Below are 22,508 nucleotides of genomic sequence, written 5' to 3' on the forward strand. Positions count from 1 at the left end.
CATCGAACTCCGCAGCTCTACCCGCACGCAGCGGGGTGTGGGCATCGTGTCGAGCAGGCGTTGGCGGTCCAACCGCTCACACAGTTCGGGCAATGCGCCGAGTGGAGTGCCCGCCACCCAGCCGTCGCAGTGGCGCGTCGGCGACCGCACGGTGCGCCTGCACGCCGATTACAGTCGACAGCCGCCACTGACCGATCCGGATCGGCGCGATCTGCTGCTCAGCTGTGGGACAGCACTGCACCACTTCCGGGTGGCGGCGCGGTCGTTCGGTTGGCACGCCGTGGTGCACCGGGTCCCGAATCCGGCCGAGCCGCAATAGCTCGCATCCATCGAATTCAGCGCGACCACGCCCACCGCCGACGACCTCGTGTCCCGGTCGTGCACAGACGAGGCCACCAGCGGCGCTGTTCGCCGCGACCACGTTCGGGTTGGCCACCTGTCCGCTCACCGAACCGCTGGAAGTGCCTGGCACTCGGGACTTGGTGCGCGCGGATGTCCTGTCCAACAGCGGTTTCCCACAGCTGATCGTCCGAATCGGCTGGGCCTCGACCAGTGCCGCGCACGTGCCACTCTCCCCGCGACGCCCACTCGATGACGCGCTCACTGCGGCGGCTCGCCCTCGTGTTCGCGAGCACACCACCGGTTCTCGCTGGCCTGCGCCGCATCTACGGGGTGCGGACGGTGCGGCGCACGGAGCCTCTGCGCAAACTGTTCAACCTGGACCATTCTTCTCCGGCGCGGGATTTTGAGCGGCGAACTGTTCAGCATGCTGCTGCCGATCCTTTTCTGGTGTTCGCCATCGGTAACGGGTCGCTTGGGATCGCCGGTGAACAGGAACGTGGGCCGCTGGAAGCGCTGGAATCGAGTGCCTGCTGGTCGCCTTGCCGATCTTCGATCGACGCGATATCTCCGGCGTGTGAACACAGTCGCATCATCTGTCGCGATCCACTCGTTCTGGGCCGACCTGGGATCGGTGGGACCAAAGACTCTGTGCCGGTCGCTGTCGACCTCGATCACGTGGTTCCGGTCTTGGAACAGCGGCGCAATCTCAGGGGCGAACGGCTGCGGAATCGGTGCCATTCGGTCCTGCCGCCGTAGCGCGCGATGGCGTGACGATTGACAGATGACGACGAGCGCGGCTCGATACCGGGCGTCGGGATTCGGCGCATCCGTAATGTTGTCGGCACTGCATTCTCCGCTTGCCCGCGGCCTGCGCCACAACCTGTGCGAGCTGCGGTATCAGGCGCGGCGTTCGGGTCGTCGTATTGGTTTACCCGTGTCCTATGCCCGCATGGACGGCAAAGTGATCGTCCGGGTCGGCCGCGCCGAGTCGAAGACGTGGTGGCGCACCTTCCGCACCTCCCAGCCGCTCTCGCTATGGCTCGACGGCCAGTGGTATCGCGGAACGGGGCATGTGACACAACCGGATTCGCTGGAACGCGAGGAAGCAGCAGCGATCTATCAGGCGGCATTTCCGCGCGCAGAGGTACCTACGACCGATCCGATCGTGGTGATCGAGTTGTCCGGTACGCGCGAGCCGATTGTCGGCGCCATCCTGGAACTGCGCACGGAACCGCAGAGACTATGGCGGCACTGGTTCACCAGCGTCACATCGGGAGAATTGCTGGGCTTCGCGGCGCCAGCAGTGACCGGCGCCGTGGTACGCGATGCCGCACCGCTCGTCGCCGCCGTTGCGCTGCTGATAGCTGGTCTTGTCGAGGGCAGTGTGCTCGGCTGGTTCCAGGCGAGGGTATTGCGGTCGGCCGTGCCCGGAATGCGTCCGGGTGACTGGATTCGCGCCACCGCATTCGGGGCATTGGTCGCCTGGTCGATCGGCGCGGTCCCGGTACTGGCCGCTGACGGACTCGACACATGGTCGCCATGGACCTTGGTGCCTGCGGCGGTGATCGGGGGGATCATCTTGCTCTTGTCGATCGGCGTCGCACAGTGGTTTGTATTGCGCCACTTTGTAATCGGTGCGAACCGCTGGATCTGGGCGACCTCACTTGCCTGGTTGGCCGGACTGCTCGTTTTCACGGCGTTCACCAGCCCGCTGTGGCAGCCCGGACAGTCCACGGCGCTTGTGGTGCTGATCGGCATCACCGGCGGCATGTTGATGGCCGCGACAATGGCCGCCGTCACCGGCTACTTCCTCATCCACATCCTGCGCACCCCGCGCACGACAGCTTGAACTACTCGGAGGTCCGGTCATGCACGCACAACCAGGAGACTGGCTGATCGTCGAGGGCGGTGGCAACCACGGCCCGACTCGGCGCGGCCTCATCGAGGAGGTGCATTCGCCCGATGGTTCGCCACCGTACCTGGTGCATTGGTCCGATACCGGGCATCGCGCGCTGACCTTCCCAGGCCCCGACGCCTATGTCCTGAGCAGCGCGCAGCTACGTGATCGGGAGCTGCACGCGGCGGCGCGCTTGGCAGCTTTGCGACATGAGTTGTCGCAGCCGAACCCGTTATCCGAGCCTGACGCCACGACACAGGATTCGAGGTAATCATCATGCCGGAATACCCGTCCTTGTCTACCCGTTTGTGGCGGCGGCGACCGTGGCACACCAGTGCGCTGATGCGGGTATCGGACCGATTCGAGGCGCTGGTGTGGCTGTTCGCGATCATCGTCATGCTCGTCGCGGTGCCGGTCGCGGGCGCGGCGGGCACCGCCGGCTACACCGCGGCCGCGAGCCGGATCCGGGTCGAGAACGCAACGAAAGCCGCTGTGCCCCCGACGATCACGACGAAACCGGAACGGATCGTGACGGTGGACCCCTACGGGGCGAGCACCGAACGGTTCGAAGCGACCGTGCGTTGGGATCGCAACGGGCGCTCCGAAACGACGACCACCGAGGTTCCCGGCAAGTCCGCGCCCGGCGATGCGGTGCAGGTGTGGCTCGACCGCGGTGGGGATGTCACCACCCCGCCAGTTCGTGCGATCAACGCCGCCAACAGCGGTATAGGCATCGGCCTGATGATTCTCGTCACTGTCTGGAGTTGCACAGTGCTCTTTAGCTACGGGATCGGCGGGCTGCTGCGTGCGCGCCGCTACGCGGCGCTGGACCGGGAGTGGCGCGGGATGAGCCGGCCCGTCGGACAGGATTCGTGACGATCGAGATAGGCGCCATCGTGACCGAATACGCTCCTTGGATTCGGGACTCATCGAACTCGATGATTCCGACCGGCATATCAGTCTGCGGAATCGCAGCGGCCGCGATCATTTCCGGTGCGGCGCCGAAGCGAGCCGAATTCACCGAGGATGGCCGACCCCGTACAGCCATCAGGACCAGTATCGGGGAGTCGTCGCCGTGGTGACTTTCGGCCCTCGCTGAGCAGCATCGACACCGTCGATGATGGGTGTGACCAGTGCACGACTCATTCGACAAGGGAGCCAGCCATGACCACCGCACAGGCCATCATGCAGTCCGATGTCGCGAGTATTACGGTCCGCGACACCATGGAGACCGCGGCGCAGCGGATGCGTCAGCTCGATGTCGGCGCGTTGCCGATCTGCGATGGTGAGGGACATCCGGTCGGCATCGTCACCGACCGCGATATCGTCGTCAAATGCATTGCCGCCGGGGCGAACCCGCGCGCGACCACAGCCGGTGAAATGGCCCAGGGCGACGAGCTGCTCACCGTCGACGCCGACACCGAAATCGATGCCGCACTGACACTGATGGAGCGACACCAAATCCGACGACTTTTGGTGACCGAGGCGGGCAAGCTGGTCGGCATCATCACCGAGGCCGACCTGTCCCGGCGGCTGCCCGAGAGCACCGTCGGCGAATTCGTGGAAGCTATATGCGCACAACACCTTCCGGCCAGCACCGAGAGCTCGCGATAACGCCACCGGTCACACCGAAATCGCCATGATCGATCGCAATCGGTGTTTCCGTCTGCGACGGCGATGCGCTCACTGACGGGCCCGGGGTGGCGCGATGGTTCGCGGTAGTCCGTGTAGGACCGAGTTCTCGGTAGAAACGGACCTTCGCCCCTCGATCCCGCGGCGGTCCGCCACCGATGATGAGTCGAGAAGTCCGACTATTTCCTGAGGTGGCAGTTATTGACGCACATGACATACTCAGGCGACCGGTCGTGACGGTCCGGCCAGAGACACTGTCGACCAAGGCCGTCGAGCGGCTCACCGAAACGCAGGTCGAGCTAGCCGACAAGGTCGTCGCGCCACGCAAGCCTGCTCGATCCAGCCGCCTACATGTCGCATCGCGATGACCACCGCGCCGCGTCTAGTCGATCGTGACACCACAGGTTTCGACCTACTCCAGGTATCGGTCGCCGGTGCGATGCCGATCGCGGACGTGCTCTCGGCGCTGTCGAGCACCGACGCGGGTCTCACGACACCGGAATCCCGTCGCCGGTCGCGGGCCGTCGGCCCCAACGCGATCCGCTCACATCAGGCTCGCCTGCTCCCGGCGCTGTGGCGGCAGTTGCGATCTCCGCTGCTGTTACTGCTCGCGGCCACCGCCAGCGCCTCCTTCATTCTCGGCCAGCACACCGACGCGCTCATCATCGGGGTGATCCTGACCGCCTCGGTCGGACTGGGTCTGTCCAACGAGTACCGCGCCGAGCGGGCTGCGGAGGCGATGCATGATCGAATCCAACACCGCGCGACCGTGATTCGCGATGGTACGGCCCAATCTGTCGGCGTGGTCGAGCTGGTCCCGGGCGATCTCGTCGAACTTCGGCTTGGGCAGCTCGTACCAGCGGATATCCGGTTGCTCGGCACGACGCGACTGCAATGCGACGAGTCGGTGCTGACCGGAGAATCGATACCGGCCGAGAAATCCGTCCCGCCGGTGCCGCCCGGCACCACGCTCGCGGAGCTGAGCAGTTGCGCACTGATGGGCACAGTGGTGAGTGCCGGCCAGGGACGCGGAGTGGTGGTGGCGACCGGCGGCTCGACGGTCTTCGGCCGAATCGCTCTCGGACTCGGAAAACGCCAGCTCGACACTGAATTCCAGCTCGGATTGCGCCGATTCTCACTGCTGCTGGTACGGGTCGCCGCAGTACTGACCATCGGGATCTTCGTGGTGAACGTGACGCTGCACCGACCGATCCTGGACGCACTGCTATTCTCCCTCGCCATCGCCGTAGGCATCTCCCCGCAGTTGCTGCCCGCCGTGGTCTCGATCAGTCTGGCCGCCGGCGCGCGGCAGCTCGCGCGCCGCAAGGTGCTGGTGAAACGTCTGGTGTGCATCGAGGATCTGGGGGATGTCGAGGTGTTGTTCACCGATAAATCCGGCACCTTGACCGAGGGCCGGGTCGAATTCATGCGCGCCCTCGGTCCCGATGGCACCGCCTCGGACGAAACGATGCTGCTCGGTTGATCTGCACCGATGCCACGGCCCGCGGCGGCGACGGCAACCCGCTCGACACCGCCCTCTGGCGGGCACCGACCGCACCGCGGGCGGCCGCCGAACAGTACACCCAACTGGCCGTGCTGCCCTTTGATCACCGCCGCCGCCTGGTCACTGTACTCGCCGCCGCGGGTCACGACGAACCTGTGATCATCACCAAGGGCGCGCCGGAGGCGGTGCTGGAGCTGTGCGCCGAATTGCCGGATACCGCGAAAGCCGTGCTGGACAATGAATTCCGGGCCGGGCATCGCATCGTCGCGGTGGCGACGCGTCCCGCGCCCGGCCGGGACGCCCTCGTCGGGCTCGACGAGCGCGGCCTGCGGCTGCGCGGCTTCCTGGTATTCCTCGATCCGCCGAAGGCCACCGCACGCGACGCGCTGCTGCGGCTGGCCGAACTCGGCACGGTGGTGAAAGTCATCACCGGTGACAATCCGGACGTCGCCGGCCACGTCTGCACCGAGCTCGGACTGCCGCCGGGCGGGGTCCTCACCGGGCCCGACATCGATCGCCTCGAGGACCCACAGCTGCGCGAACGCATCTCGACCACCACGATATTCGCGCGCGTCGACCCGGAACAGAAGGCCAGGATCGTGCGTGCGGAACGGGCCTCCGGCCTCGATGTCGCCTTTCTCGCGGACGGTGTCAACGACGCACTCGCACTGCATGCCGCCGACGTCGGTATCTCGGTGGAGTCGGCCACCGATGTTGCAAAGGACGCTGCCGATGTGGTGTTGCTGGAAAAGGACCTCCATGTACTGGCCGATGGTGTGGTGGAAGGCCGACGCATCTTCGCCAACACCATGAAATACGTCCTGATGGGCACGTCGAGCAATTTCGGCAACATGTTCAGTGCCGCGGGTGCTTCCGTTTTCCTGTCGTTTCTGCCGATGCTGCCGTCGCAGATCCTGCTCAACAATCTGCTCTACGACGCCAGCCAACTCGCCATTCCCACCGATACCGTCGATCCGGAGCAACTGGCGCGCCCATCGCGCTGGGATGTCGGCCTGATCCGGCGCTTCATGCTGGTCTTCGGGCCCATCAGCTCGCTGTTCGACTTCGCGACCTTTGCGATCATGCTAGGGGTGTTCCACGCCGACGAAGCCCTGTTCCATACCGGCTGGTTCGTGGAGTCGCTGGCCACCCAGACCCTGGTCCTGTTCGTCATCCGGACTCGCCGCACCCCGTTCTTCCGGAGCCACCCCAGCGTCACGCTGGTCATGGCCGCGCTGGCCGCGGTGGCGACCGGGGCCCTGCTGCCCGCCACGCCCTTCGCCCATGACCTGGGCTTCACGCCACTGCCCGGTGATTTCTTTCTGGCCCTGACACTTATGGTGCTCGCCTACCTTGCTCTAGTCGAGCTGGGCAAACATTTCTTCTTCCGTGTCCCGAAACCCATTGCCCCGCAAAGGTCCCGAGTCACCAGCCATCGCGTGGACCGCCGCGCGGCGCGCTTCACCACCGGCCGCGCGCAACGGTCGGCACATGCTGCGCCGCAGCACTCGAACTGAGTACGCGAGTCCCTCCCGCATCCGTGTTCCGATTGACCGAGGGCCTTGCCTTCGAGCACCAATGTCCCTACCACGGCGGTCTGCCGAGGACGAGGGTGGAATGTGTGGTAGTCGCTGTGACGCCAACCGAAGATCTCGCGGGCAAAGGAGTGCGAATCGATGAATATCAGGGCCGATCGCAGCTCGATCGTCGTCGGCGTCGACGATTCGCCGACGGCACTCAACGCGGCACGCTGGGCCGCCTATCTGGGTGGCGCTCTACACGCACCGCTGTTGATCACCTATGCACAACCGCGCTCGGCCATGCCCGAACAGCAGTTGGTCGAAGTTATCCAGGCGCCGCCACACTCCGCCCAGGCTACCGTCGAGCGCGCCCGCAGACTCGTGTACACCTGTAATCCGGACCTGACCATCAACGCGGTGTACCCCGAAGGGCCGCCCGCCCAGGCGCTCGTGGCGCTGAGCGCACACGCCCGCATCGTTGTGGTCGGGGCGCGGACCGCCTATGGGGACCGGTTGGTAGGACCCACCACCATGCGGGTCGCCCAGCATGCGCTCTGCCCGGTCGGGGTGTGGCGCGGGGCGAACGGTAAGCCCATTCCGCGCGGTAAGCCGGTGGCGGTGGGCATCGACGGTACCGAACTCAGCGTTCCGGCCATTGCCCACGCCTTCGAAATCGCCGCCGCGCTCGAGGTGCAGCTCACTGCCGTGCACTGCTGGCCGTCACGCATCGAACCGGTTGGCCACTGTCTCGACCACAATGAGCAGCAGCGCGCGCTGCTGGCCGAGTCACTGGCGGGCTGGCGCACGGAATATCCGGATGTCGAGGTCATCGAGGTGCCGGTCCCGGGCCTGGCGCGCTCGGTGCTGAGCGAGATGGCGCGTGACGTGCAGTTGCTGGTCGTCGGCAGCCACGGCCACCCCGCCGCCTCGGCGCTGCTGTTCGGATCGACCAGCCGAGACCTGCTCCACCACACCACATGCCCGGTACTCGTCTGCCGGAGCTGAACCGAGGAGACCGACACTGCTGGCCCACAGATCCAGCACCCGCGGACTGCATCATTCAACCCGCACGACTGTGATCGGGCACTCCACCGAATGCAGTAATGCGGTACTGGTCGAACCGAGTTGCATGCCCGCGAAGCCGCCGCGCCCATGGCTGCCGACCACTACCAGTTGGGCGTTCGCCGACTCTTCGAGGAGAGAGCGAACGGGGTTATCGCACACCAGGACTCGGCGGACCGAGACATCCGGGTAGCGTTCGGCCCAGCCCGCGAGGGCTTCGGCGAACAGCGCGTTTTCCGATTCCGGAATGTTCGCCCAGCCCGTCTCGGCCACGAGACCGCTCACGTCACTCCAAGCATGCAGGGCGATGAGACTCACCCTCCTCCGCGATGCCTCCTCGAAGGCTAATTCGATGGCGGCCGTGCTGTTTTCGGTGCCGTCGACGCCCACCAGTACCGGTTTGCAGGCTGAGATCGCATTGGTCTCCGAGTCGGTGTGCACCACGGTGACCGGGCAGTGTGCGTGTCGGGTGATCGCGGCGCTGACCGAACCCAGCAGCACGCGGCGCACGGCGCCGAGGCCGCGGCCACCGACGACCAGCATGCTGGCCTGCTTCGACCGGGTCAACAGCGCCGGAATGATCGGCTCGTCGATCGATTCGGTCGTGATCGCCAGGGCCGCATCCGACGCCGCGCCGCGCGCGACCCGAATGGCCTGGTCGAGTACTCGTTCGGCGTCACTGCGGAGCAGGTCGATATCGGTCTGGGTCACCGTCGCCGCCGGTCCGAAGCCGAACGGAATCGCGAATGATGTCACGATTTCCAGGCGGCGCCGACGTACTGCGGCGTCGACCGCCGCCCACGCCACCGCTTGGAGAGATATGGCCGAACCGTCGACCGCGACAACAATCGGCGCGTTGAGCGGCGCATGCGTAGGGGTTTGGCTCGGCATCTTCGTCCTCCTGCTTTGTTGAACCGTTCGATAGTCACGCTCGCAGCGTCGGTTACCTGGCGAAAGGGCCTAAAGACCTGCTCAGCACGCCGATCGGTCCGTTTTCCACCGCGCTCCACCGCGACGGGGACGCCTGAGGCGAGATCGAGCCCGACTGAACCGCGTCAACCAGGACAAACGGCACTTGTCATGGAGGTGCCGACCGTCGCGGACCAAAGTCGCCTCCTCTGCTACCGAAGGCCCCTGTTACCGCCGCCGGCTTCGGCGGACAGTAGCGGATATGAAGAAAACGACTGCTGCTGTGATCGGTGTCGGCACATACCTGGCCGGGTTGGCATGGGGCTATCAGGTGATCCTGCGCGATCGCTGCCTCAACTGGGGCTCCACCAAGGAGGAAGTGGCCCGCACCATGCCCGGTGACGGTCTGCTCACCGACCCGGATATCGTTGCGACCAGGTCGATTACGATCAACGCCACCCCAGAGCGGATCTGGCCGTGGCTGGTCCAGATGGGTCCCGGCCGGGGCGGCGCCTACACCTACGACTGGATCGAGAACCTGCTCGGACTGGATATGCACAGTGCCGACACCATCCTGCCGGAGTACCAAAATCTCACTGTCGGTGACACTTTCGCGCTCGGCCAGAGCGGGCCGAGCCTGCGAGTCGCCGTACTGGAGCCCGAACGGGCACTCGTATTCGCCTCGACGGACGGTCACTGGGTATGGGCATTCGGGCTCTACCCGAACGCCGAGGGTACGCGCCTGGTGAGCCGCAACCGCATCGCGCTGCCCGATGCAATGGCACCCCTGCGTCTGTTCAACCGGCTGATCATGGAGCCGGGCAGCTGGGTCATGGAGCGCAAGATGCTGCTCGGCATCGAACAGCGCGCCGAGAGTGAACAAAAGGCCCCGGGCATCGCAATATCCGGCGCACCGGCCCGAGTCGGCGGGTGACCATGGACCTTCGAGAACGTGAGCAAGGCCCATATCGGCTCTCTCAGCGGCCGATGACACTCGATGGTATGACCGATAGCAGCGCTTCTTCCGTACGTTCCGTGCCGGACCACCAGACGACGCTGGCGGCCATGCGGTTGGCCAGCCGAGCGCCGTCGCTGCACAACACCCAGCCCTGGCGCTGGGTGTTCGACGGGGTCCGACTGCATCTGTACCGCGACGACGATCGCCTCCTGACTTCAGCTGACCCCCTCGGCAGGCAGTTGGTGATCAGCTGTGGGGCGATGCTGCACCATGTGCGCACCGCATTCGGCGCCAAGGGCTGGCACACCGATACCACCCGGCTACCCGATTCTCACCGCACCGACTATCTGGCGGTCATCGAGTTCCGGCCGTGGCCCGAGCCGCCAGCCGGCGTACTGGTCCGGGCCCGCGCTATCGATCGGCGCCGAACCGACCGACTGCCGATGTACGCGCCGACCGACTTGGCACAGTTTCTGCACGCCGCGCGCATGTTGGTGACACCCCACGACCTCGAGCTCGATCTCCTCGATGACAGCGCCCACCAGAAGCTCGCGGCGGCATCCGAACACACCACTACCGTCCGCCGCTACGACATGGAATACCAGGCCGAATTGCATTGGTGGGCCGGGCATTCCGGTGATCCAGAAGGCGTCCCGCGCGAGGCACTTGCCTCCGATGCCGAATTCGCCCGCGTCAGTGTGGGGCGCACCTTCCCGTCCGCGCCGCATTCGGCCCGCCGCGGCGACCTCGAGGACAATGCGCGACTGTTGGTGCTCAGCTCGCCCCGTGAGTCGGTCACCGCGTGGCTGCATACCGGCGAAGCGCTCTCGGCACTGCTGCTCGAATGCACGACCGCCGGTCTGGCGAGTTGTCCGATGACCCACATCACCGAAATGCCCTCGGCCCGAGAGATTATCGAGAGCATGCTCCCTCGCCCCGGTATCCCCCAGGTGGTGATCCGGGTCGGCACCGCACCCGACGAACCGGAAACTCCGCCGACGCCGCGCCGCCCCCTCACCGACATCCTGACCATTCGCCACGAATAGGCCGACTACAGCAGCGACAGCCAATAGTCCTGGAAGAGCGAGGAATACTAGAGCAGCGGCCACGCCGAGACCCGCCGGGCCGGTCCGTGCCGGTGGCCGGTAGATCACACACGGGCACGTTCACGAGCCAATGCGCGGTCACGCTGCTCCTCGAAGCGAGGAATCCTCACCCGCTCCATATCCTCGAGAAACGCCGCCAACCGTTCCCGTACTTGTTCGCCGCGCGCGCTGAAATCGTTGCGGCCGAAAATATTCCACTGCCGCAGTACCGGTTGCAGTACCTCTTCGAGATGCTGACGCAGGTCGTAGACGCCGTGCTTGGCCATGAGCACGCCGTTGCGACGGAAGTTCGGCATCCCGGCACCGGGCATCCGGAAGTTCTGCACGATGTTGGCGACGGCCTCGATCGCCTGATCCGGTACCAGATCCAGCGCAGCGCCGCACACGGTGCGATAGAAGATCATGTGCAGGTTCTCATCGGCCGCGATGCGCTGCAACATCTTGTCGGCGACCGCGTCATTGCACACCCGGCCGGTATTGCGGTGAGTGACCCGTGTGGCCAACTCCTGAAAGCTCACATAGGCAACCGAATGTAAGAATCCAGCCCCGCTGTCCACATCGGCCGTGCTCACCCCCGACGAGAAGCCGTTGGTCATATGCACTAGTCTGGCCTCTTCCAGCGCGACCGGATCGACGCCGCGGGTGACCACCAGATAGTCGCGAATCACGGTGCTGTGCCGCATTTCCTCGGCGGTCCATCGGCCCACCCAGGTACCCCACGCGCCGTCGCGGGAGAAGTTCTCTGCGATCTCGCGGTGATAGGAGGGCAGATTGTCCTCGGTGAGCAGATTCGTGACCATCGCCGCCTTGGCAACCTCGCTCAGCGCGGATTGCTCGGCCGCCCAATCAATCCCGCCGAGTTCCACGAAGTTGCGGCCCTCATCCCATGGCACGTAGTCGTGCGGGTACCAGTCCTTGGCCATCGAAAGGTGCCGGTGGACACAGTCCTCGGCTACTGGCTCGAGTTCGCTCAATATTTCGCGCTGGGTCAGCTCATGTGTCAATGGTGTTGCCTACCTTTCGGGTTCGATGAGTCTGATGCTGGTGACAATGTTCGGTTCGATCTCGATCACGGTGGCCATCACGTCCTCGAGCCTCGGCCGCGGACGCGGTAGTCGGCGACGCGCTCGGGATCGGTTACGGGTGGAATCCATCGGCTCCCCATGCCACCATCGCGCCCCGCCGCCGCCCAGAGCCGAAGGTCCCTGCCAACCACAGACCGAGTGCTCTTTGATCGAGGCCGTGGGATGAATCACGCTCCTGCGGCCAACAATGTTCGAATACCCCCGCATGACATTCCCCGACTCCTCGCGGATCACTCGAGAGTCGGCGAGGACGCCCTGCGCCCCACCGGTACAGCGACGTCGTCATACATTGCGACTATCCGGCGATCCGGCTGCCATGTGGGCGCGCAGCGTCGCAAGGCGATCCGCGTACTCCTTCTCATCGATCTCGCCACGCGCGAAACGTTCGGCCAGTAGCTTTTCGGCCACCCGTTCGTGCCGGTTCGTCGATGAAGGATCGGGTCGAGTAGAGAGGCGGACCAGGATCACGAAGGCGGCGATCAGCAGCTCCCAGAACAGCACCATTCCGATGCTCATCCACACACTCCGATCCATTGAGATCGTGGTCGTACCAATACATCATCTCGGCATCTCCTCGGCTCACGACTGATGCCGCTGACAGTGTCGCCAGCTCCGATCAACTGTGCGTGCACGTCACCGGGCCCCGGCAGTGTCGATGGCCTCCTCCGCCAGGGACAAACGACCTCCACGCCGTTGCTGTCAGCGCGTGGTACCCAGTCGATCAGGTGTGGGTGACCATCGGCCCTTGGACTGGTGTGGAAGGGCTGTCGTGGTGGGATGGGCGGGTGGTGTGAGATCAGGGTGTGAATGCGAGTGACCATGGGAGTGCACCCGATCTGCGGACAGTGCGGATGGCACTGATGCTCGCCTGCCGAGCCCCATCGGTGCACAATACCCAGCCGTGGCGCTGGGTTTACGACGGAACGCGACTGCATCTCTACCGCGATACCAGCCGACTGTTGCGCTCGGCCGACCCGCTTGGCAGACAGCTGGTCATCAGCTGCGGCGCGGTGCTCGACCACGCGCGCTTGGCCTTCGTATCGATGGGCTGGTTCGCCGATGTCATCCGGCTGCCCGAATCTGATGTGACCGATCACTTGGCCACACTCGAGTTTCGGCCCTGGACCGGTGCGCTGAATACAACGGCCGCCCGCGTGCGCGCCATCCACGACCGCTACACCGACCGGTTGCCGATGCTGGCGCCGGACGGTTGGCGCGACGTGCTCGACGCCGTGCGCGAACTGGCACGACCACATCACGTGGCAACCGACGAGATCGCCGACCGCAGTCGGCCGCGACTGGCCGCGGCGGCCCAGCATGCCACCGCGCTGCGCCGCTACGATATGCCTTATCAGAATGAATTACATTGGTGGACAGGACATTCGGATACTCAGCAGGGCGTGCCCACCGCGGCGCTGGTGTCAGAGGCCGAGGCGGCCAGGGTCGAGTTCGGACGCGGTTTCCCGCCGGCACCGTATTCGGTCCGCCGAGCCGAGCTCGCCGATCGCTCCCGTCTGGTGGTGCTCAGCACCGTCGGCGATACCCCGGCGCACTGGCTGCACACCGGCGAGGCGCTCTCGGAGGTGCTGCTCGAATGCACCGCGCGTGGCCTGGCCACCTGCCCATTGACCCACATCACCGAACTCGCCACCAGCCGCTCTGTAATTGCCGACCTGATCCCCGATCCGGACATCCCCCAGGTGGTAATCCGAATCGGCAGTGCACCCGAAGAAGCCGAACTCGCCCCGACTCCGCGCCGTCCGCTCGACGAGGTCCTCGAGCTCCGTTGAACCGAACTGAGCGCGAGATGCGTATGTTCGAGGTATCTGATGACGGCCCACCCGTGCGGTGTGGCCGACCGATACTGCCGAACCCGGCTACTCGACAGCAGTGAGGAACTCCACGCACGAGTCGATCGATGCGAGCCGTGGATAGTCGGATTCATCGATGCGTACTCCGGTTGCGCGCGTGAGCTTTTCGACGAAGGTGAGGAAGTCGAGGGAGTCGAGGTCCAGAGTCGGGCGCAGGGGTTGGGTGCGCGCCAGCGTCGCGAGTTCGGCATCGGAGGCGAATCCGCGCAGCGCGGTTCGGACGACAGCATCGGCCTCGTCGCGAGACAGGGTGTGGGACATGGCCGTTCACGACCTTTCGGAGTTCACAATTGTTCCGGATGTTGCAGCAGTTCGGCGATGGTGTTGAGAAAGCGCGCGCCGACCGCGCCGTCGCTGGCCTGGTGATCGGCTGCCAGCGTTGTGGTCACCTGTGGCCGGACACCGAGCAATCCGCCGACCGCGCAGGGGCGTTCCATGGCCGCGCCGAAACCGACGATCGCCACCTGCGGCGGCGGGATCACGCCGAATACCGATTCCACACCGAGCTCACCGAGATTGGTCACGGTAATGCTCGCCAGGGCAGTATCCGAGGAGCGCAGCCGCCCCGACCTGGCCCGGGTGACGGCCCCGCGCAGCCTACCCATCAATTCCGGGATCGGCGTAGTGTCCGCATGTGCCAAAGGGGGGGGCGATAATGCCGCCGCCACGCAGGGAGACGATCATGCCGAGGTCGACGGTGTCGGCCGGACGAAAGGTGTCCTCGACCCAGTGCCCGTTCATCGCTGGGACGGTGCGCGCGGCCAGTGCGACCCCACGTAAGAGCAAGGCCGCCAGCACGATTCGATCCGGCACCGAAGCGGCCCTGTTCACCTCACGCAGCCATTCGGCGGCGTCGGTGACATCTATGGTGGTCGATAGGTAGTAGTGCGGAATGGTCTGTTTCGAGCGGGTCATGGCCACCGCGATCGTCCGGCGCATGGCCGCCGTACCGTGCTGCGGCGAGGCAGCCTGCGTCGGTTCACTTTGTCTCACCGCGCCGTACGGCGAGACCTCTTCGGTTCGCGGCACTTTCGCGGCGGATTCGTGCACGGCGACTTCTTGCGCCGCCCGGACATCTGCGGCCCGGATCGCTCCGGTCGGACCACCGCCGAGCACTACCGACAGATCGACTCCGAGCTCACGGGCCAGGCGTCTGGCATATCCGGAGGCCCGCACCACGCCGGAGACGATACCGGCGTCCGAGCGGGTTACCGGTTGCGCACCAACCGATAGCGTCGTGGAGTCGCCGGTGTCCGGGGTGGTTTCACGTTGCGTGCCTGTGGTTTTCGTACCTGCGGCGCGGGTCGTATCGAGGCGGGCGGCGATGAAGCGTTCCACGTCGGCGCGAACGATGCGCCCATCAGGTCCCGACCCATGGATAGTGGCCAGGTCGATACCGGCCTCCTGGGCCGAGCGTCGAACCAATGGTGTGGCGTGCACGTCGGCACTTGTGGACACCAATGGCGCCGCATGCCCAGGACCGGTCTTGGCCGATTTGTCCGGTGAACGCCGGGTGTGCTTGGCTTTCGACCGCGCCCGGGTCTTCTCGATAGCAGGCGGCCGTTCGGCCGCACCGGATTCTGCCGAAACCGTTTCCGTCCGATCCGCTTCCATCGCAGGCGACGTAACCGCAACCGGTTTCACCGGAGCGCTCGCGCCGGACCCGGCACCGTTCGGCTCGATCGTGGCAAGCACGGTGCCGACCGGGACCGTGGCCCCTTCCGGCACCAGGAGCTCACCGATTGTGCCGTCATCGAAACATTCGACTTCGATGGCCGCCTTGGCCGTATCGACCTCGGCTACGATATCGCCGTTGTGCACGACGTCGCCGGGATGCACCCGCCAGGTGAGCAGAGTGCCCTCCTCCATGTCCGCGCCCAGTGAGGGCATCCGGAATTCGGTCATTCAGCTCACCACCCGGCGCGCCGCCGCGACCACATCGGCGGCTTGTGGCAGCGCCTCCTCCTCCAGGTGTTTGGCGTAGGGTATCGGCACCTCGGCGGTGCATACCCGCTGCACCGGGGCGTCGAGTTCCTAGTAGCCGTATTCGGCTGCGCGCGCGGCGATTTCGGCGGCGATGCCGACGCTGCGCCAGCCCTCGTCGACCACGACGAGCCGGTGCGTGCGCGTCACCGAATCGAGCAGCGTCTTCTCATCCAGCGGGCGCAGCGTGCGCAGGTCGATGACCTCGGCCTCGATACCGTCGGTGACCAGCGCGTCCGCGGCCGCCTGCGCCACCCGCAGCGTGCCGCCGTAGGCAACGAGCGTCACGTCGGTGCCCGCGCGCCGAACCACCGCACGATCGATATCGGTCGCGCCCGCGTTGGCGGGCGGCTCCGATTCGGCGTTGTACAGCGACGACGGCTCGAAGATCAGCACCGGGTCCGGGTCCTAGGCATTCGTGGAATTCGCCCTCGGCCACCGCGCCGTCGCCGAACAGGCAGACCGTCACCATCGGACGGTCCCGCAAGGCATCGGCCAGGGCCAGCCCGACCGCGATCGGCAGCCCGCCGCCGACGATCGCGTTGCCGCCGTAGAAACGCCGTTTGGCATCGAACAGGTGCATCGACCCGCCGTGTCCACGGCTGCAACCTGTTGCGCGGCCGTACATTTCGGCCAGCAGCGCGTCCATCGACAGGCCGCGGGCCAGCGCGTGCCCGTGCTCACGGTAGGTCGAGACCACCGCGTCATCGGGACCGATCGCACCGAGCACACCGACTGCCACCGCCTCCTCACCGATGTACAGGTGCAGGAAGCCGCGGATCGAGCCGGCGCTGTGGAGCTGCACACAGCGCTCCTCGAAGCGACGGATCCGCACCATCTGCCGCAACAATTCGATGCGCTCGTCCTTGTCCAATGTGGGTCCGGTCATGACGGGCCCTCCAATGTCGAGGTATCGCCTTCGGGCAGGCCGAGCTCGCGGGCCTTGAGCAGTCGGCGCATCACCTTGCCGCTGCGGGTATGCGGCATAGTCTCGGTGAATTCGATCTGCTTGGGAGCCACCGCGCCGAGGGCCTTACGACCGAATGCCGTCAACTCGGCACGCAGTTCCTCCGAGGCTTCGAAGCCGGGACGCAGCAGCACAAACGCCTTCACCAGCTCCCCCGCGACCGAATCCGGCGTGCCGATGACGCCGGCCTCCGCGACCGCGGGATGCCCCATCAGGACGCTTTCCACTTCGAACGGGCCGACTAGGTGACCGGCGGATTTGATGACGTCGTCGGCGCGGCCGACGAACCAGTAGTAGCCATCGGCGTCGCGGCGGGCCAGATCACCGCTGAGGTACCAGCCGCCCGCGAAGCACCGTGCGTAGCGCTCGGATTCGCCCCAGTACGTACGGAACATCGACGGCCAGCCCGGGCGCAGCGCCAACTCGCCGGGCTCCCCGGGCTCGGTGGGGGTTACCGCGCCGTCGACGACCGCCGCGCGACCATCCGGGCCGCGCTTCAGCGTGGTCGCTTCGATACCGGGGAGCGGTCGCCCCATTGAGCCCGGACGCACCTGCGCGGCGGCCAGATTGGCGATCATTATCGCGCCGGTCTCGGTCTGCCACCAGTTATCGTGCACCGGTCGACCGAGTACCCGTTCACCCCACACCACGACCTCCGGATTCAGCGGCTCCCCGACGCTGCGACGCGTTCGGTCGTAGTCGATGAGATTGGCCCGCGCCTGTTCGGCCTGCGGCTTGTCGATCGGCGTCCAGCCGAACGCCCCGCTCGTCGTTGCGCCGACCGGGACCGTATCTGTCATATCGCCATCGTCTCGGGCCCGAGCATCACACGGCGGAGTCTCCGGACCCGGACCTGGTGCGAAACGTCTATCAGGGAAGGGACTTCCGACTCTGCCCTCGCCGATGCCGACACGCTGCCGTGATAAGGCGAACGCCGATCCGAACGCGGGACCATCGGCTCACTCGAGGGCACCCTTCGGCCCTAGGTTGGTGGCCGCGCACGTCGCAGGCTGGGGCTTACAACATCGGCAAGCACCCTGGAGGCCAGCCATGCCGCACTCCGCCGATCCCCTCGCGCCCGCCGTGCAGACCGCGCACGATTGGCTGCGCGCCGTCGCCGACAATCTCGATACCGACGCCCCGGCCTTCGCCTACCGGGCGCTGCGTGCCTGGCTGCACACCGTGCGCGACCGCATCAATGTCAGCAGTTCGGCGCATCTGGCCGCGCAATTGCCCGAAATACTGCGCGGCGCATATTACGAAGGATGGGTGCCGACCCATGTGCCGGTCCGGCATGGCCTCGCCGAATTCATCCGGCAGTTCGCGCGGGAGGCCGGTATCGACGAGGACGAGGTCGGCCCGGTCGCGGGTGCGGTCACGGCGGCGTTGTCGGAGCTGTTCTCCCCTGGCCAACTGAATCGGATCTTCGCGGTGCTGCCCACGCATCTGTACGGCGTACTGTGCGGTGCGCGCCCAGAGGTCGAGGAGTCGCTGATCGAGTGGCAACCGGTCGCCGTGGCCGAAGAGGCCGATCCGGTCGCCAACCTCGATAACCGTATCCAGTATCCAGGCACTCGGTGATGCCATCGCCGTGCTGGCGCGCGGGCTCGAGCGCCTTCCCGCCGATAGACCCGGCGACGACCGGTCGACCCGAGCGGCCCAGCAGCCTCACCGCATTCTGCTCGCCGAAGGTGTGGTCGGCACCGAAGCGCGGGAGCGTTGATATGTTGCGTGCGACGATTCCGCTGGGACGTGTCGCGGGCATCCGCATCGGCGCGCACTGGTCGGCACTGGTCACCCTCGGCCTTTTCGCCTTTCTCCTCGGCCGCTCGCTCAGCGAAATCCATGGGAACTCCGCGGGGCCTTGCTGGTTGCCGCGGTCGGCGCCGTCGGGTGTTGATCTCCCTGCTGAGCCATGAGCTAAGGCGGACTGGCCCGATGCCTACCCCGGGGAACGGCTTCGCGGCCGCTTTCGGCGCGGGCAGATTGTGTGAGGCCCGAGTGATCCGGCAATTGCTGGAATTGCAGCGCGTCGCGATCGCCGATGGCGAGTGGAACCCGTCGCCGCCGACGAAGTATTCGACGCGCTGCGCAATGCCTGGCCGGTGCGCGATGGTGCGCGGTGCCGACGCGTTGCTCAGTGCGGCGCATCTGCCTCTGCCGCCGCTGGCGCTGGCGCTGGCGCTGGCTGATGGCGACCCGCAACCAGCCCGGTCTGCTGCCCGATGTGCTTGCCGCGGCCGCGGAGGCGATCGGGGTGGCGATGGTAGACCCGGAGGGCGGCGAACCCGACCCCGCGTGCCTCGGTATCGGAGAGGCCGCGCTGGCGGCGGCGTGTCGAGCGGGCCCGCGCTCGCCGGTGTTCTGGCCTACCGGCTGGCGACCTTCTGCTTCCCGCCGCAGGCGTCTTTTCTGAAACCCTCCGACGCCACCGGGCTCTTCGAGCACACCGATGGGCCATTGGTCCCGGCACTGCGGGCACCACGCCTCTGCCCGGCAGCACCGTACGGCGCGACGCTATCGGTATGGAATCGAATACCACCCGCATCGCGGTCCTCTACGCGACCGCACAAGGATCGACCCGCGATATCGCCGAATTCATCGCTGACGCGCTCGCCGCGCGCGGGGCCGAAATCGAGCTGAGCGATATCGAGCATGCGCCGGAACTGTCCGGTTTCAATGCCATCATCCTCGGCAGTGCGGTGCACAACATGCAACTGCTCCCGACGATGACTTCCTTTGTGAATACTCACCACGACCAACTGACGCAGGCCCAGGTCTGGCTGTTCAGTGTCGGGCTCGGCCCGGCGCTGCGCGGTCCGATCGGTCGGTGGATAGGCCGCACCGTGCCGAAAAAGATCGCGGCGCTGCGTGATTCGATCGCACCGCGCGGCTATCACGCCTTCGCCGGACACTACGAGCGTGCGGGCGTCTCGCTGAAAGCACGCACGCTGTACCGGCTGATGGGCGGCGGACATTACGGCGATCTCCGCGATTGGGAGGCGATCCTGGGTTGGACCACGAGCATCGCCCACTCGCTTGGCCTGCCCCAGGCCAAATCGACGCCGATCCATCCATAACACGAACACATGGGAGTCGACATGGGCGACTACGTAGCCGAACTCGGCGAACTGCGACTCACCGACGCGGGCCGGGCCGGTGGCAAGGGCGCGAACCTCGGCGAACTGGTCACGACCGGTCTGCGCGTACCACCGGGTTTCGTCATCCTGCGCCACTGCTATGAGCAGGTGATCGCGGACGGGCCGAACGGTGCGGAACTTGACAGTTTGCACACTGAGGCACTCGACGCGAGCGCCGACGGCCCTCGGGTGACCGAATTATGCCGCCGGATGCGCGAACTCGTGCACTGGACCGCTCTGGATGACACGGTGCGCAGCATCATTCTGGCCGCGTATCACGCACTCGGCGACGAGGTCACGGTGGCGGTGCGCTCGTCGGCGGTCGGTGAGGACAGCGCCACCTCGTCTTTCGCGGGAATGAATCTCTCGCGCACTAATGTGCACGGTGATGACAAGCTGATCGCCGCCCTGATCGACTGCTGGGCGTCACTGTTCACCCCACGTGTGGGTGACCTATCGAGCACGGCGCGGACTGCGGCAGCGACCGGCGATGGCCGTTGTGGTGCGCGCGCGCCGGTCCGGCGTGGCATTCACCGCCGCACCCGGCCAGGCGAGCGGTGCGGTCCGTGTCCTCAGCTCACCAGCGCAGGGCCAAGCACTGCGCGACGGTGAGGTGCTGGTGGCGCCGATGACCAATCCGGATTGGCTACCCACCATTACTCGAGCCGCGGCGGTCGTCACCGACAGCGGCGGGAGGATGACCTGTTACGCCGCGATCGTCGCGCGGGAGCTCGGTGTCCCGTGCGTGGTCGGCACCCGCACGGCCACTAGAGCACTCGCCGACGGAATACTGGTCACCGTGGACGGCAGGACGGGCGAAGTCCGTGCGGGACAAGTGGAATCGAGTACAACCACGGTTACCGCCGCATCCGCGCCCACGGTCGCGGCATCCGAACCGACGCCCACCCGGATCTATGTCAACCTCGCACTGCCCGAAGCCGCCGAGCGTGTCGCCGCATCCGATGTCGACGGTGTCGGCCTATTGCGCGCGGAGACACTGCTCACCGAGGCGCTCGGCGGACGGCATCCGCGCGATCTCATCGCCCGCGGAGAGGAACAGGCCTTCGTGACGAGAATGGCCGAGTCACTGCACCGCATTACCGCCGCCTTCGCGCCGCGACCGGTCGTCTACCGGGCAATCGACATGCGCAGCAATGAATTCCGTGCATTGACCGGCGGACCCCGCTACGAGCCGGTCGAACACAATCCGATGATCGGTTACCGCGGCTGCTACCGCTACATCCGCGAACCCGAACTGTTCGGACTCGAGCTGGCCGCATTGGCCCAGGCGCGCGAACGAACCCCCAACCTGCACTTGATGATTCCGTTTGTGCGCACCCGCTGGGAGCTGGCGGCCTGTCTGGAACTCGTCGATGCCAGCCCACTCGGCCGCCAGCGTGGACTGCACCGCTGGGTCATGGCCGAAGGTGCCCTCGGTGGTGCACTGGCTGCCCGAATACATCGGTCTCGGCATCGACGGAGTCTCCATCGGCAGCAACGACCTCACCCAGCTGATGCTCGGCGTCGACCGCGACTCCGAGCAATGTGCCGAGCTGTTCGACGAATCCGATCCCGCGGTACTCGATGCCATCACCCGCATCGTCTCGACCGCCCGCCGCCTCGGCATCACCTCGTCGCTGTGCGGACAGGCACCATCGAACCGTCCAGAATTCGCCGAACACCTTGTCCGCATGGGTATTACGTCCATCTCGGTCACCCCGGACGCCGCACCGGCGGCACGCCGCGCAGTCGCCGCCGCCGAACGCCGTCTCCTGCTCGACCGAGCGCTCGGCGAACCCGGTTCGGCGACACCGCGCTGAAACACAGTTGTGGCCCTGGGCATTCCGCTGCCAGGGCCACAACTGTGCGTCACAGAACAGCACCTCCGTCGTGCACCTCGCTTCACACCCGGATCGCTCCCGTGCGCACCCCGATTTTAGTTGGTCATCACAAGCAACGGGTTCGCCGCGTGCGACGCTCATAGATCTCTCGTGCTCTGTCCAATGCACACCCACCGCCGCGCGAACATCGGCGCGGGGGTCCGATTCGGACACCCGCGCCTCCGGTGGGATCGGATCAGGATTTGCGCACCACGATCATCGGGCACTCCACCGTATGCAACAAGGCGTTGCTGGTGGATCCCAGCAGCATGCTCGCGAATCCGCCGCGGCCGTGGCTGCCGACCACGAGCAGCTGCGCATTCAACGACTCCTCGAGCAGCGCTCGAACGGGGCGGTCCAGCTTCAGGATTCGTATCACGGCCACGTCCGGATACCGATCCCGGTAGCCGGCCATATTCTCGGCCAGCAGCGTCTGCTCGGACTCGCGCGCGGCCTCCCAGCCCGAATGCGGCAGATCGATCCCGCTGGCATCACTCCACGTGTGCAGCGTCGTCAGCCCGACCTTGCGCCGCGACGCCTCCTCGAACGCTAACTCGATGGCAGGCACACTGTTCTCTGATCCGTCGACACCGACCAGGACGGGTTTACCCACAGACACCGGATCGAGCGCTGAATTTCCGTGTATCACCGC

Annotated in this window: 24 protein-coding genes and 3 pseudogenes; 16 read left to right on the top strand and 11 right to left on the bottom strand. The window is 66.1% G+C overall.

The features are described from left to right. The first annotated feature begins 46 nt into the window (after positions 1-46). A complete protein-coding gene (locus ACQP2U_RS19790; RefSeq protein WP_433716011.1) occupies positions 47-319 on the top strand; it encodes a hypothetical protein in 273 nt (90 codons plus the stop codon). 281 nt (positions 320-600) lie between these two features. Here the strand turns inward: ACQP2U_RS19790 and ACQP2U_RS19795 are convergent, their stop codons facing one another. After that, the gene (locus tag ACQP2U_RS19795; RefSeq protein WP_433716012.1) at positions 601-1,080 is read right to left on the bottom strand and encodes a hypothetical protein; all 480 of its coding nucleotides are present in this window, start codon (positions 1,078-1,080) and stop codon (positions 601-603) included. Between the two features lie 211 nt (positions 1,081-1,291). Here ACQP2U_RS19795 and ACQP2U_RS19800 point away from each other — a divergent pair, with 211 nt between their 5' ends. The 7 genes from ACQP2U_RS19800 (at position 1,292) to ACQP2U_RS19830 (ending at position 7,900) form a co-directional block, all read left to right on the top strand. Further along, on the top strand, positions 1,292-2,191 hold the full coding sequence (locus tag ACQP2U_RS19800; protein ID WP_433716013.1) for a hypothetical protein: 900 nt from the start codon (positions 1,292-1,294) through the stop codon (positions 2,189-2,191). Between the two features lie 19 nt (positions 2,192-2,210). Beyond that, on the top strand, positions 2,211-2,510 hold the full coding sequence (locus tag ACQP2U_RS19805; protein ID WP_433716014.1) for a DUF1918 domain-containing protein: 300 nt from the start codon (positions 2,211-2,213) through the stop codon (positions 2,508-2,510). A 5-nt stretch (positions 2,511-2,515) separates the two neighbouring features. Next, a complete protein-coding gene (locus ACQP2U_RS19810) occupies positions 2,516-3,115 on the top strand; it encodes an Rv1733c family protein (RefSeq protein WP_433716015.1) in 600 nt (199 codons plus the stop codon). 288 nt (positions 3,116-3,403) lie between these two features. Continuing rightward, positions 3,404-3,853, top strand: coding sequence for a CBS domain-containing protein (locus ACQP2U_RS19815; protein WP_433716016.1), 450 nt, complete (start codon positions 3,404-3,406; stop codon positions 3,851-3,853). A 382-nt stretch (positions 3,854-4,235) separates the two neighbouring features. Beyond that, positions 4,236-5,354: an HAD-IC family P-type ATPase gene (locus ACQP2U_RS19820; RefSeq protein WP_433716017.1), complete on the top strand. Its 1,119-nt coding sequence runs from the start codon at positions 4,236-4,238 to the stop codon at positions 5,352-5,354. Further along, positions 5,351-6,892 (top strand): HAD-IC family P-type ATPase, encoded by a 1,542-nt coding sequence (locus ACQP2U_RS19825; protein ID WP_433716018.1) that lies wholly within the window; start codon positions 5,351-5,353, stop codon positions 6,890-6,892. The genes ACQP2U_RS19820 and ACQP2U_RS19825 overlap by 4 nt, the downstream gene beginning before the upstream one ends. Before the next feature lie 159 nt (positions 6,893-7,051). Further along, positions 7,052-7,900, top strand: coding sequence for a universal stress protein (locus ACQP2U_RS19830; RefSeq protein WP_433716019.1), 849 nt, complete (start codon positions 7,052-7,054; stop codon positions 7,898-7,900). Positions 7,901-7,951: 51 nt separating this feature from the next. On the opposite strand, the gene ACQP2U_RS19835 is transcribed toward ACQP2U_RS19830, so the two are convergent. Further along, positions 7,952-8,848, bottom strand: a complete 897-nt coding sequence (locus tag ACQP2U_RS19835) for a universal stress protein (protein ID WP_433716020.1) — start codon at positions 8,846-8,848, stop codon at positions 7,952-7,954. A 280-nt stretch (positions 8,849-9,128) separates the two neighbouring features. Here ACQP2U_RS19835 and ACQP2U_RS19840 point away from each other — a divergent pair, with 280 nt between their 5' ends. Both ACQP2U_RS19840 and ACQP2U_RS19845 read left to right on the top strand, forming a co-directional pair. Further along, complete coding sequence (locus ACQP2U_RS19840) at positions 9,129-9,800, top strand: SRPBCC family protein (protein WP_433716021.1); 672 nt, start codon at positions 9,129-9,131, stop codon at positions 9,798-9,800. A gap of 68 nt (positions 9,801-9,868) precedes the next feature. Next, positions 9,869-10,870, top strand: a complete 1,002-nt coding sequence (locus ACQP2U_RS19845; protein ID WP_433716022.1) for an Acg family FMN-binding oxidoreductase — start codon at positions 9,869-9,871, stop codon at positions 10,868-10,870. A 104-nt stretch (positions 10,871-10,974) separates the two neighbouring features. Here the strand turns inward: ACQP2U_RS19845 and ACQP2U_RS19850 are convergent, their stop codons facing one another. Both ACQP2U_RS19850 and ACQP2U_RS19855 read right to left on the bottom strand, forming a co-directional pair. Further along, positions 10,975-11,934: an acyl-ACP desaturase gene (locus ACQP2U_RS19850; protein WP_433716023.1), complete on the bottom strand. Its 960-nt coding sequence runs from the start codon at positions 11,932-11,934 to the stop codon at positions 10,975-10,977. A gap of 363 nt (positions 11,935-12,297) precedes the next feature. Beyond that, positions 12,298-12,531 (bottom strand): SHOCT domain-containing protein, encoded by a 234-nt coding sequence (locus ACQP2U_RS19855; RefSeq protein ID WP_433716024.1) that lies wholly within the window; start codon positions 12,529-12,531, stop codon positions 12,298-12,300. Positions 12,532-12,818: 287 nt separating this feature from the next. Between ACQP2U_RS19855 and ACQP2U_RS19860 the strand changes: the two genes are divergently transcribed. Continuing rightward, a complete protein-coding gene (locus tag ACQP2U_RS19860; RefSeq protein ID WP_433716025.1) occupies positions 12,819-13,805 on the top strand; it encodes an Acg family FMN-binding oxidoreductase in 987 nt (328 codons plus the stop codon). Positions 13,806-13,892: 87 nt separating this feature from the next. Here the strand turns inward: ACQP2U_RS19860 and ACQP2U_RS19865 are convergent, their stop codons facing one another. The 6 genes and pseudogenes from ACQP2U_RS19865 to ACQP2U_RS19890 all read right to left on the bottom strand — a co-directional run. Beyond that, positions 13,893-14,147, bottom strand: coding sequence for a phosphopantetheine-binding protein (locus ACQP2U_RS19865; RefSeq protein ID WP_433716026.1), 255 nt, complete (start codon positions 14,145-14,147; stop codon positions 13,893-13,895). Between the two features lie 23 nt (positions 14,148-14,170). Continuing rightward, a complete protein-coding gene (locus ACQP2U_RS19870; protein WP_433716027.1) occupies positions 14,171-14,491 on the bottom strand; it encodes a 2-oxo acid dehydrogenase subunit E2 in 321 nt (106 codons plus the stop codon). Continuing rightward, positions 14,484-15,791 carry an E3 binding domain-containing protein gene (locus ACQP2U_RS19875; RefSeq protein WP_433716028.1) on the bottom strand — a complete coding sequence of 436 codons (1,308 nt, stop codon included), beginning with the start codon at positions 15,789-15,791 and terminating at the stop codon, positions 14,484-14,486. The genes ACQP2U_RS19870 and ACQP2U_RS19875 overlap by 8 nt, the downstream gene beginning before the upstream one ends. Before the next feature lie 129 nt (positions 15,792-15,920). Then, positions 15,921-16,265, bottom strand: a complete 345-nt coding sequence (locus tag ACQP2U_RS19880) for a transketolase C-terminal domain-containing protein (protein WP_433716029.1) — start codon at positions 16,263-16,265, stop codon at positions 15,921-15,923. Positions 16,266-16,278: 13 nt separating this feature from the next. After that, positions 16,279-16,758: pseudogene (locus tag ACQP2U_RS19885) on the bottom strand (thiamine pyrophosphate-dependent enzyme); the annotation flags it as partial. Continuing rightward, positions 16,755-17,516: pseudogene (locus ACQP2U_RS19890) on the bottom strand (AMP-binding enzyme); the annotation flags it as partial. The pseudogenes ACQP2U_RS19885 and ACQP2U_RS19890, both read right to left, overlap by 4 nt. A gap of 370 nt (positions 17,517-17,886) precedes the next feature. Between ACQP2U_RS19890 and ACQP2U_RS19895 the strand changes: the two are divergent. From ACQP2U_RS19895 to ACQP2U_RS19915, 5 genes and pseudogenes are all read left to right on the top strand, one after another. After that, positions 17,887-18,417, top strand: coding sequence for a DUF2267 domain-containing protein (locus tag ACQP2U_RS19895; protein ID WP_433716030.1), 531 nt, complete (start codon positions 17,887-17,889; stop codon positions 18,415-18,417). A 143-nt stretch (positions 18,418-18,560) separates the two neighbouring features. Continuing rightward, the gene (locus ACQP2U_RS19900) at positions 18,561-18,755 is read left to right on the top strand and encodes a hypothetical protein (RefSeq protein ID WP_433716031.1); all 195 of its coding nucleotides are present in this window, start codon (positions 18,561-18,563) and stop codon (positions 18,753-18,755) included. Positions 18,756-19,027: 272 nt separating this feature from the next. After that, positions 19,028-19,252, top strand: a complete 225-nt coding sequence (locus ACQP2U_RS19905) for a hypothetical protein (protein ID WP_433716032.1) — start codon at positions 19,028-19,030, stop codon at positions 19,250-19,252. Between the two features lie 109 nt (positions 19,253-19,361). Further along, entirely contained in the window at positions 19,362-19,916 is a 555-nt protein-coding gene (locus ACQP2U_RS19910) for a flavodoxin domain-containing protein (protein WP_433716033.1), read from the top strand. Between the two features lie 21 nt (positions 19,917-19,937). Continuing rightward, a pseudogene (locus tag ACQP2U_RS19915) lies at positions 19,938-21,796 on the top strand (putative PEP-binding protein). A 256-nt stretch (positions 21,797-22,052) separates the two neighbouring features. Here ACQP2U_RS19915 and ACQP2U_RS19920 read toward each other — a convergent pair. Beyond that, positions 22,053-22,469: a universal stress protein gene (locus tag ACQP2U_RS19920; protein WP_433716034.1), complete on the bottom strand. Its 417-nt coding sequence runs from the start codon at positions 22,467-22,469 to the stop codon at positions 22,053-22,055. Positions 22,470-22,508 lie beyond the last annotated feature (39 nt).

Origin of the sequence: Nocardia sp. CA-084685, assembly GCF_050955785.1 — a bacterium.
In the GTDB taxonomy this organism is placed as follows: domain Bacteria; phylum Actinomycetota; class Actinomycetes; order Mycobacteriales; family Mycobacteriaceae; genus Nocardia.

Excerpts from the sequence above, each read along its gene's own strand:
- ACQP2U_RS19795 (WP_433716012.1), bottom strand. The coding sequence starts at position 1,080 with ATGGCACCGATTCCGCAGCCGTTCGCCCCTGAGATTGCGCCGCTGTTC.
- ACQP2U_RS19800 (WP_433716013.1), top strand. The coding sequence starts at position 1,292 with ATGGACGGCAAAGTGATCGTCCGGGTCGGCCGCGCCGAGTCGAAGACG.
- ACQP2U_RS19805 (WP_433716014.1), top strand. The coding sequence starts at position 2,211 with ATGCACGCACAACCAGGAGACTGGCTGATCGTCGAGGGCGGTGGCAAC.
- ACQP2U_RS19810 (WP_433716015.1), top strand. The coding sequence starts at position 2,516 with ATGCCGGAATACCCGTCCTTGTCTACCCGTTTGTGGCGGCGGCGACCG.
- ACQP2U_RS19815 (WP_433716016.1), top strand. The coding sequence starts at position 3,404 with ATGACCACCGCACAGGCCATCATGCAGTCCGATGTCGCGAGTATTACG.
- ACQP2U_RS19820 (WP_433716017.1), top strand. The coding sequence starts at position 4,236 with ATGACCACCGCGCCGCGTCTAGTCGATCGTGACACCACAGGTTTCGAC.
- ACQP2U_RS19830 (WP_433716019.1), top strand. The coding sequence starts at position 7,052 with ATGAATATCAGGGCCGATCGCAGCTCGATCGTCGTCGGCGTCGACGAT.
- ACQP2U_RS19835 (WP_433716020.1), bottom strand. The coding sequence starts at position 8,848 with ATGCCGAGCCAAACCCCTACGCATGCGCCGCTCAACGCGCCGATTGTT.
- ACQP2U_RS19840 (WP_433716021.1), top strand. The coding sequence starts at position 9,129 with ATGAAGAAAACGACTGCTGCTGTGATCGGTGTCGGCACATACCTGGCC.
- ACQP2U_RS19845 (WP_433716022.1), top strand. The coding sequence starts at position 9,869 with ATGACCGATAGCAGCGCTTCTTCCGTACGTTCCGTGCCGGACCACCAG.
- ACQP2U_RS19855 (WP_433716024.1), bottom strand. The coding sequence starts at position 12,531 with ATGAGCATCGGAATGGTGCTGTTCTGGGAGCTGCTGATCGCCGCCTTC.
- ACQP2U_RS19865 (WP_433716026.1), bottom strand. The coding sequence starts at position 14,147 with ATGTCCCACACCCTGTCTCGCGACGAGGCCGATGCTGTCGTCCGAACC.
- ACQP2U_RS19870 (WP_433716027.1), bottom strand. The coding sequence starts at position 14,491 with ATGGGTAGGCTGCGCGGGGCCGTCACCCGGGCCAGGTCGGGGCGGCTG.
- ACQP2U_RS19875 (WP_433716028.1), bottom strand. The coding sequence starts at position 15,791 with ATGACCGAATTCCGGATGCCCTCACTGGGCGCGGACATGGAGGAGGGC.
- ACQP2U_RS19895 (WP_433716030.1), top strand. The coding sequence starts at position 17,887 with ATGCCGCACTCCGCCGATCCCCTCGCGCCCGCCGTGCAGACCGCGCAC.
- ACQP2U_RS19900 (WP_433716031.1), top strand. The coding sequence starts at position 18,561 with ATGTTGCGTGCGACGATTCCGCTGGGACGTGTCGCGGGCATCCGCATC.
- ACQP2U_RS19905 (WP_433716032.1), top strand. The coding sequence starts at position 19,028 with ATGGCGACCCGCAACCAGCCCGGTCTGCTGCCCGATGTGCTTGCCGCG.
- ACQP2U_RS19910 (WP_433716033.1), top strand. The coding sequence starts at position 19,362 with ATGGAATCGAATACCACCCGCATCGCGGTCCTCTACGCGACCGCACAA.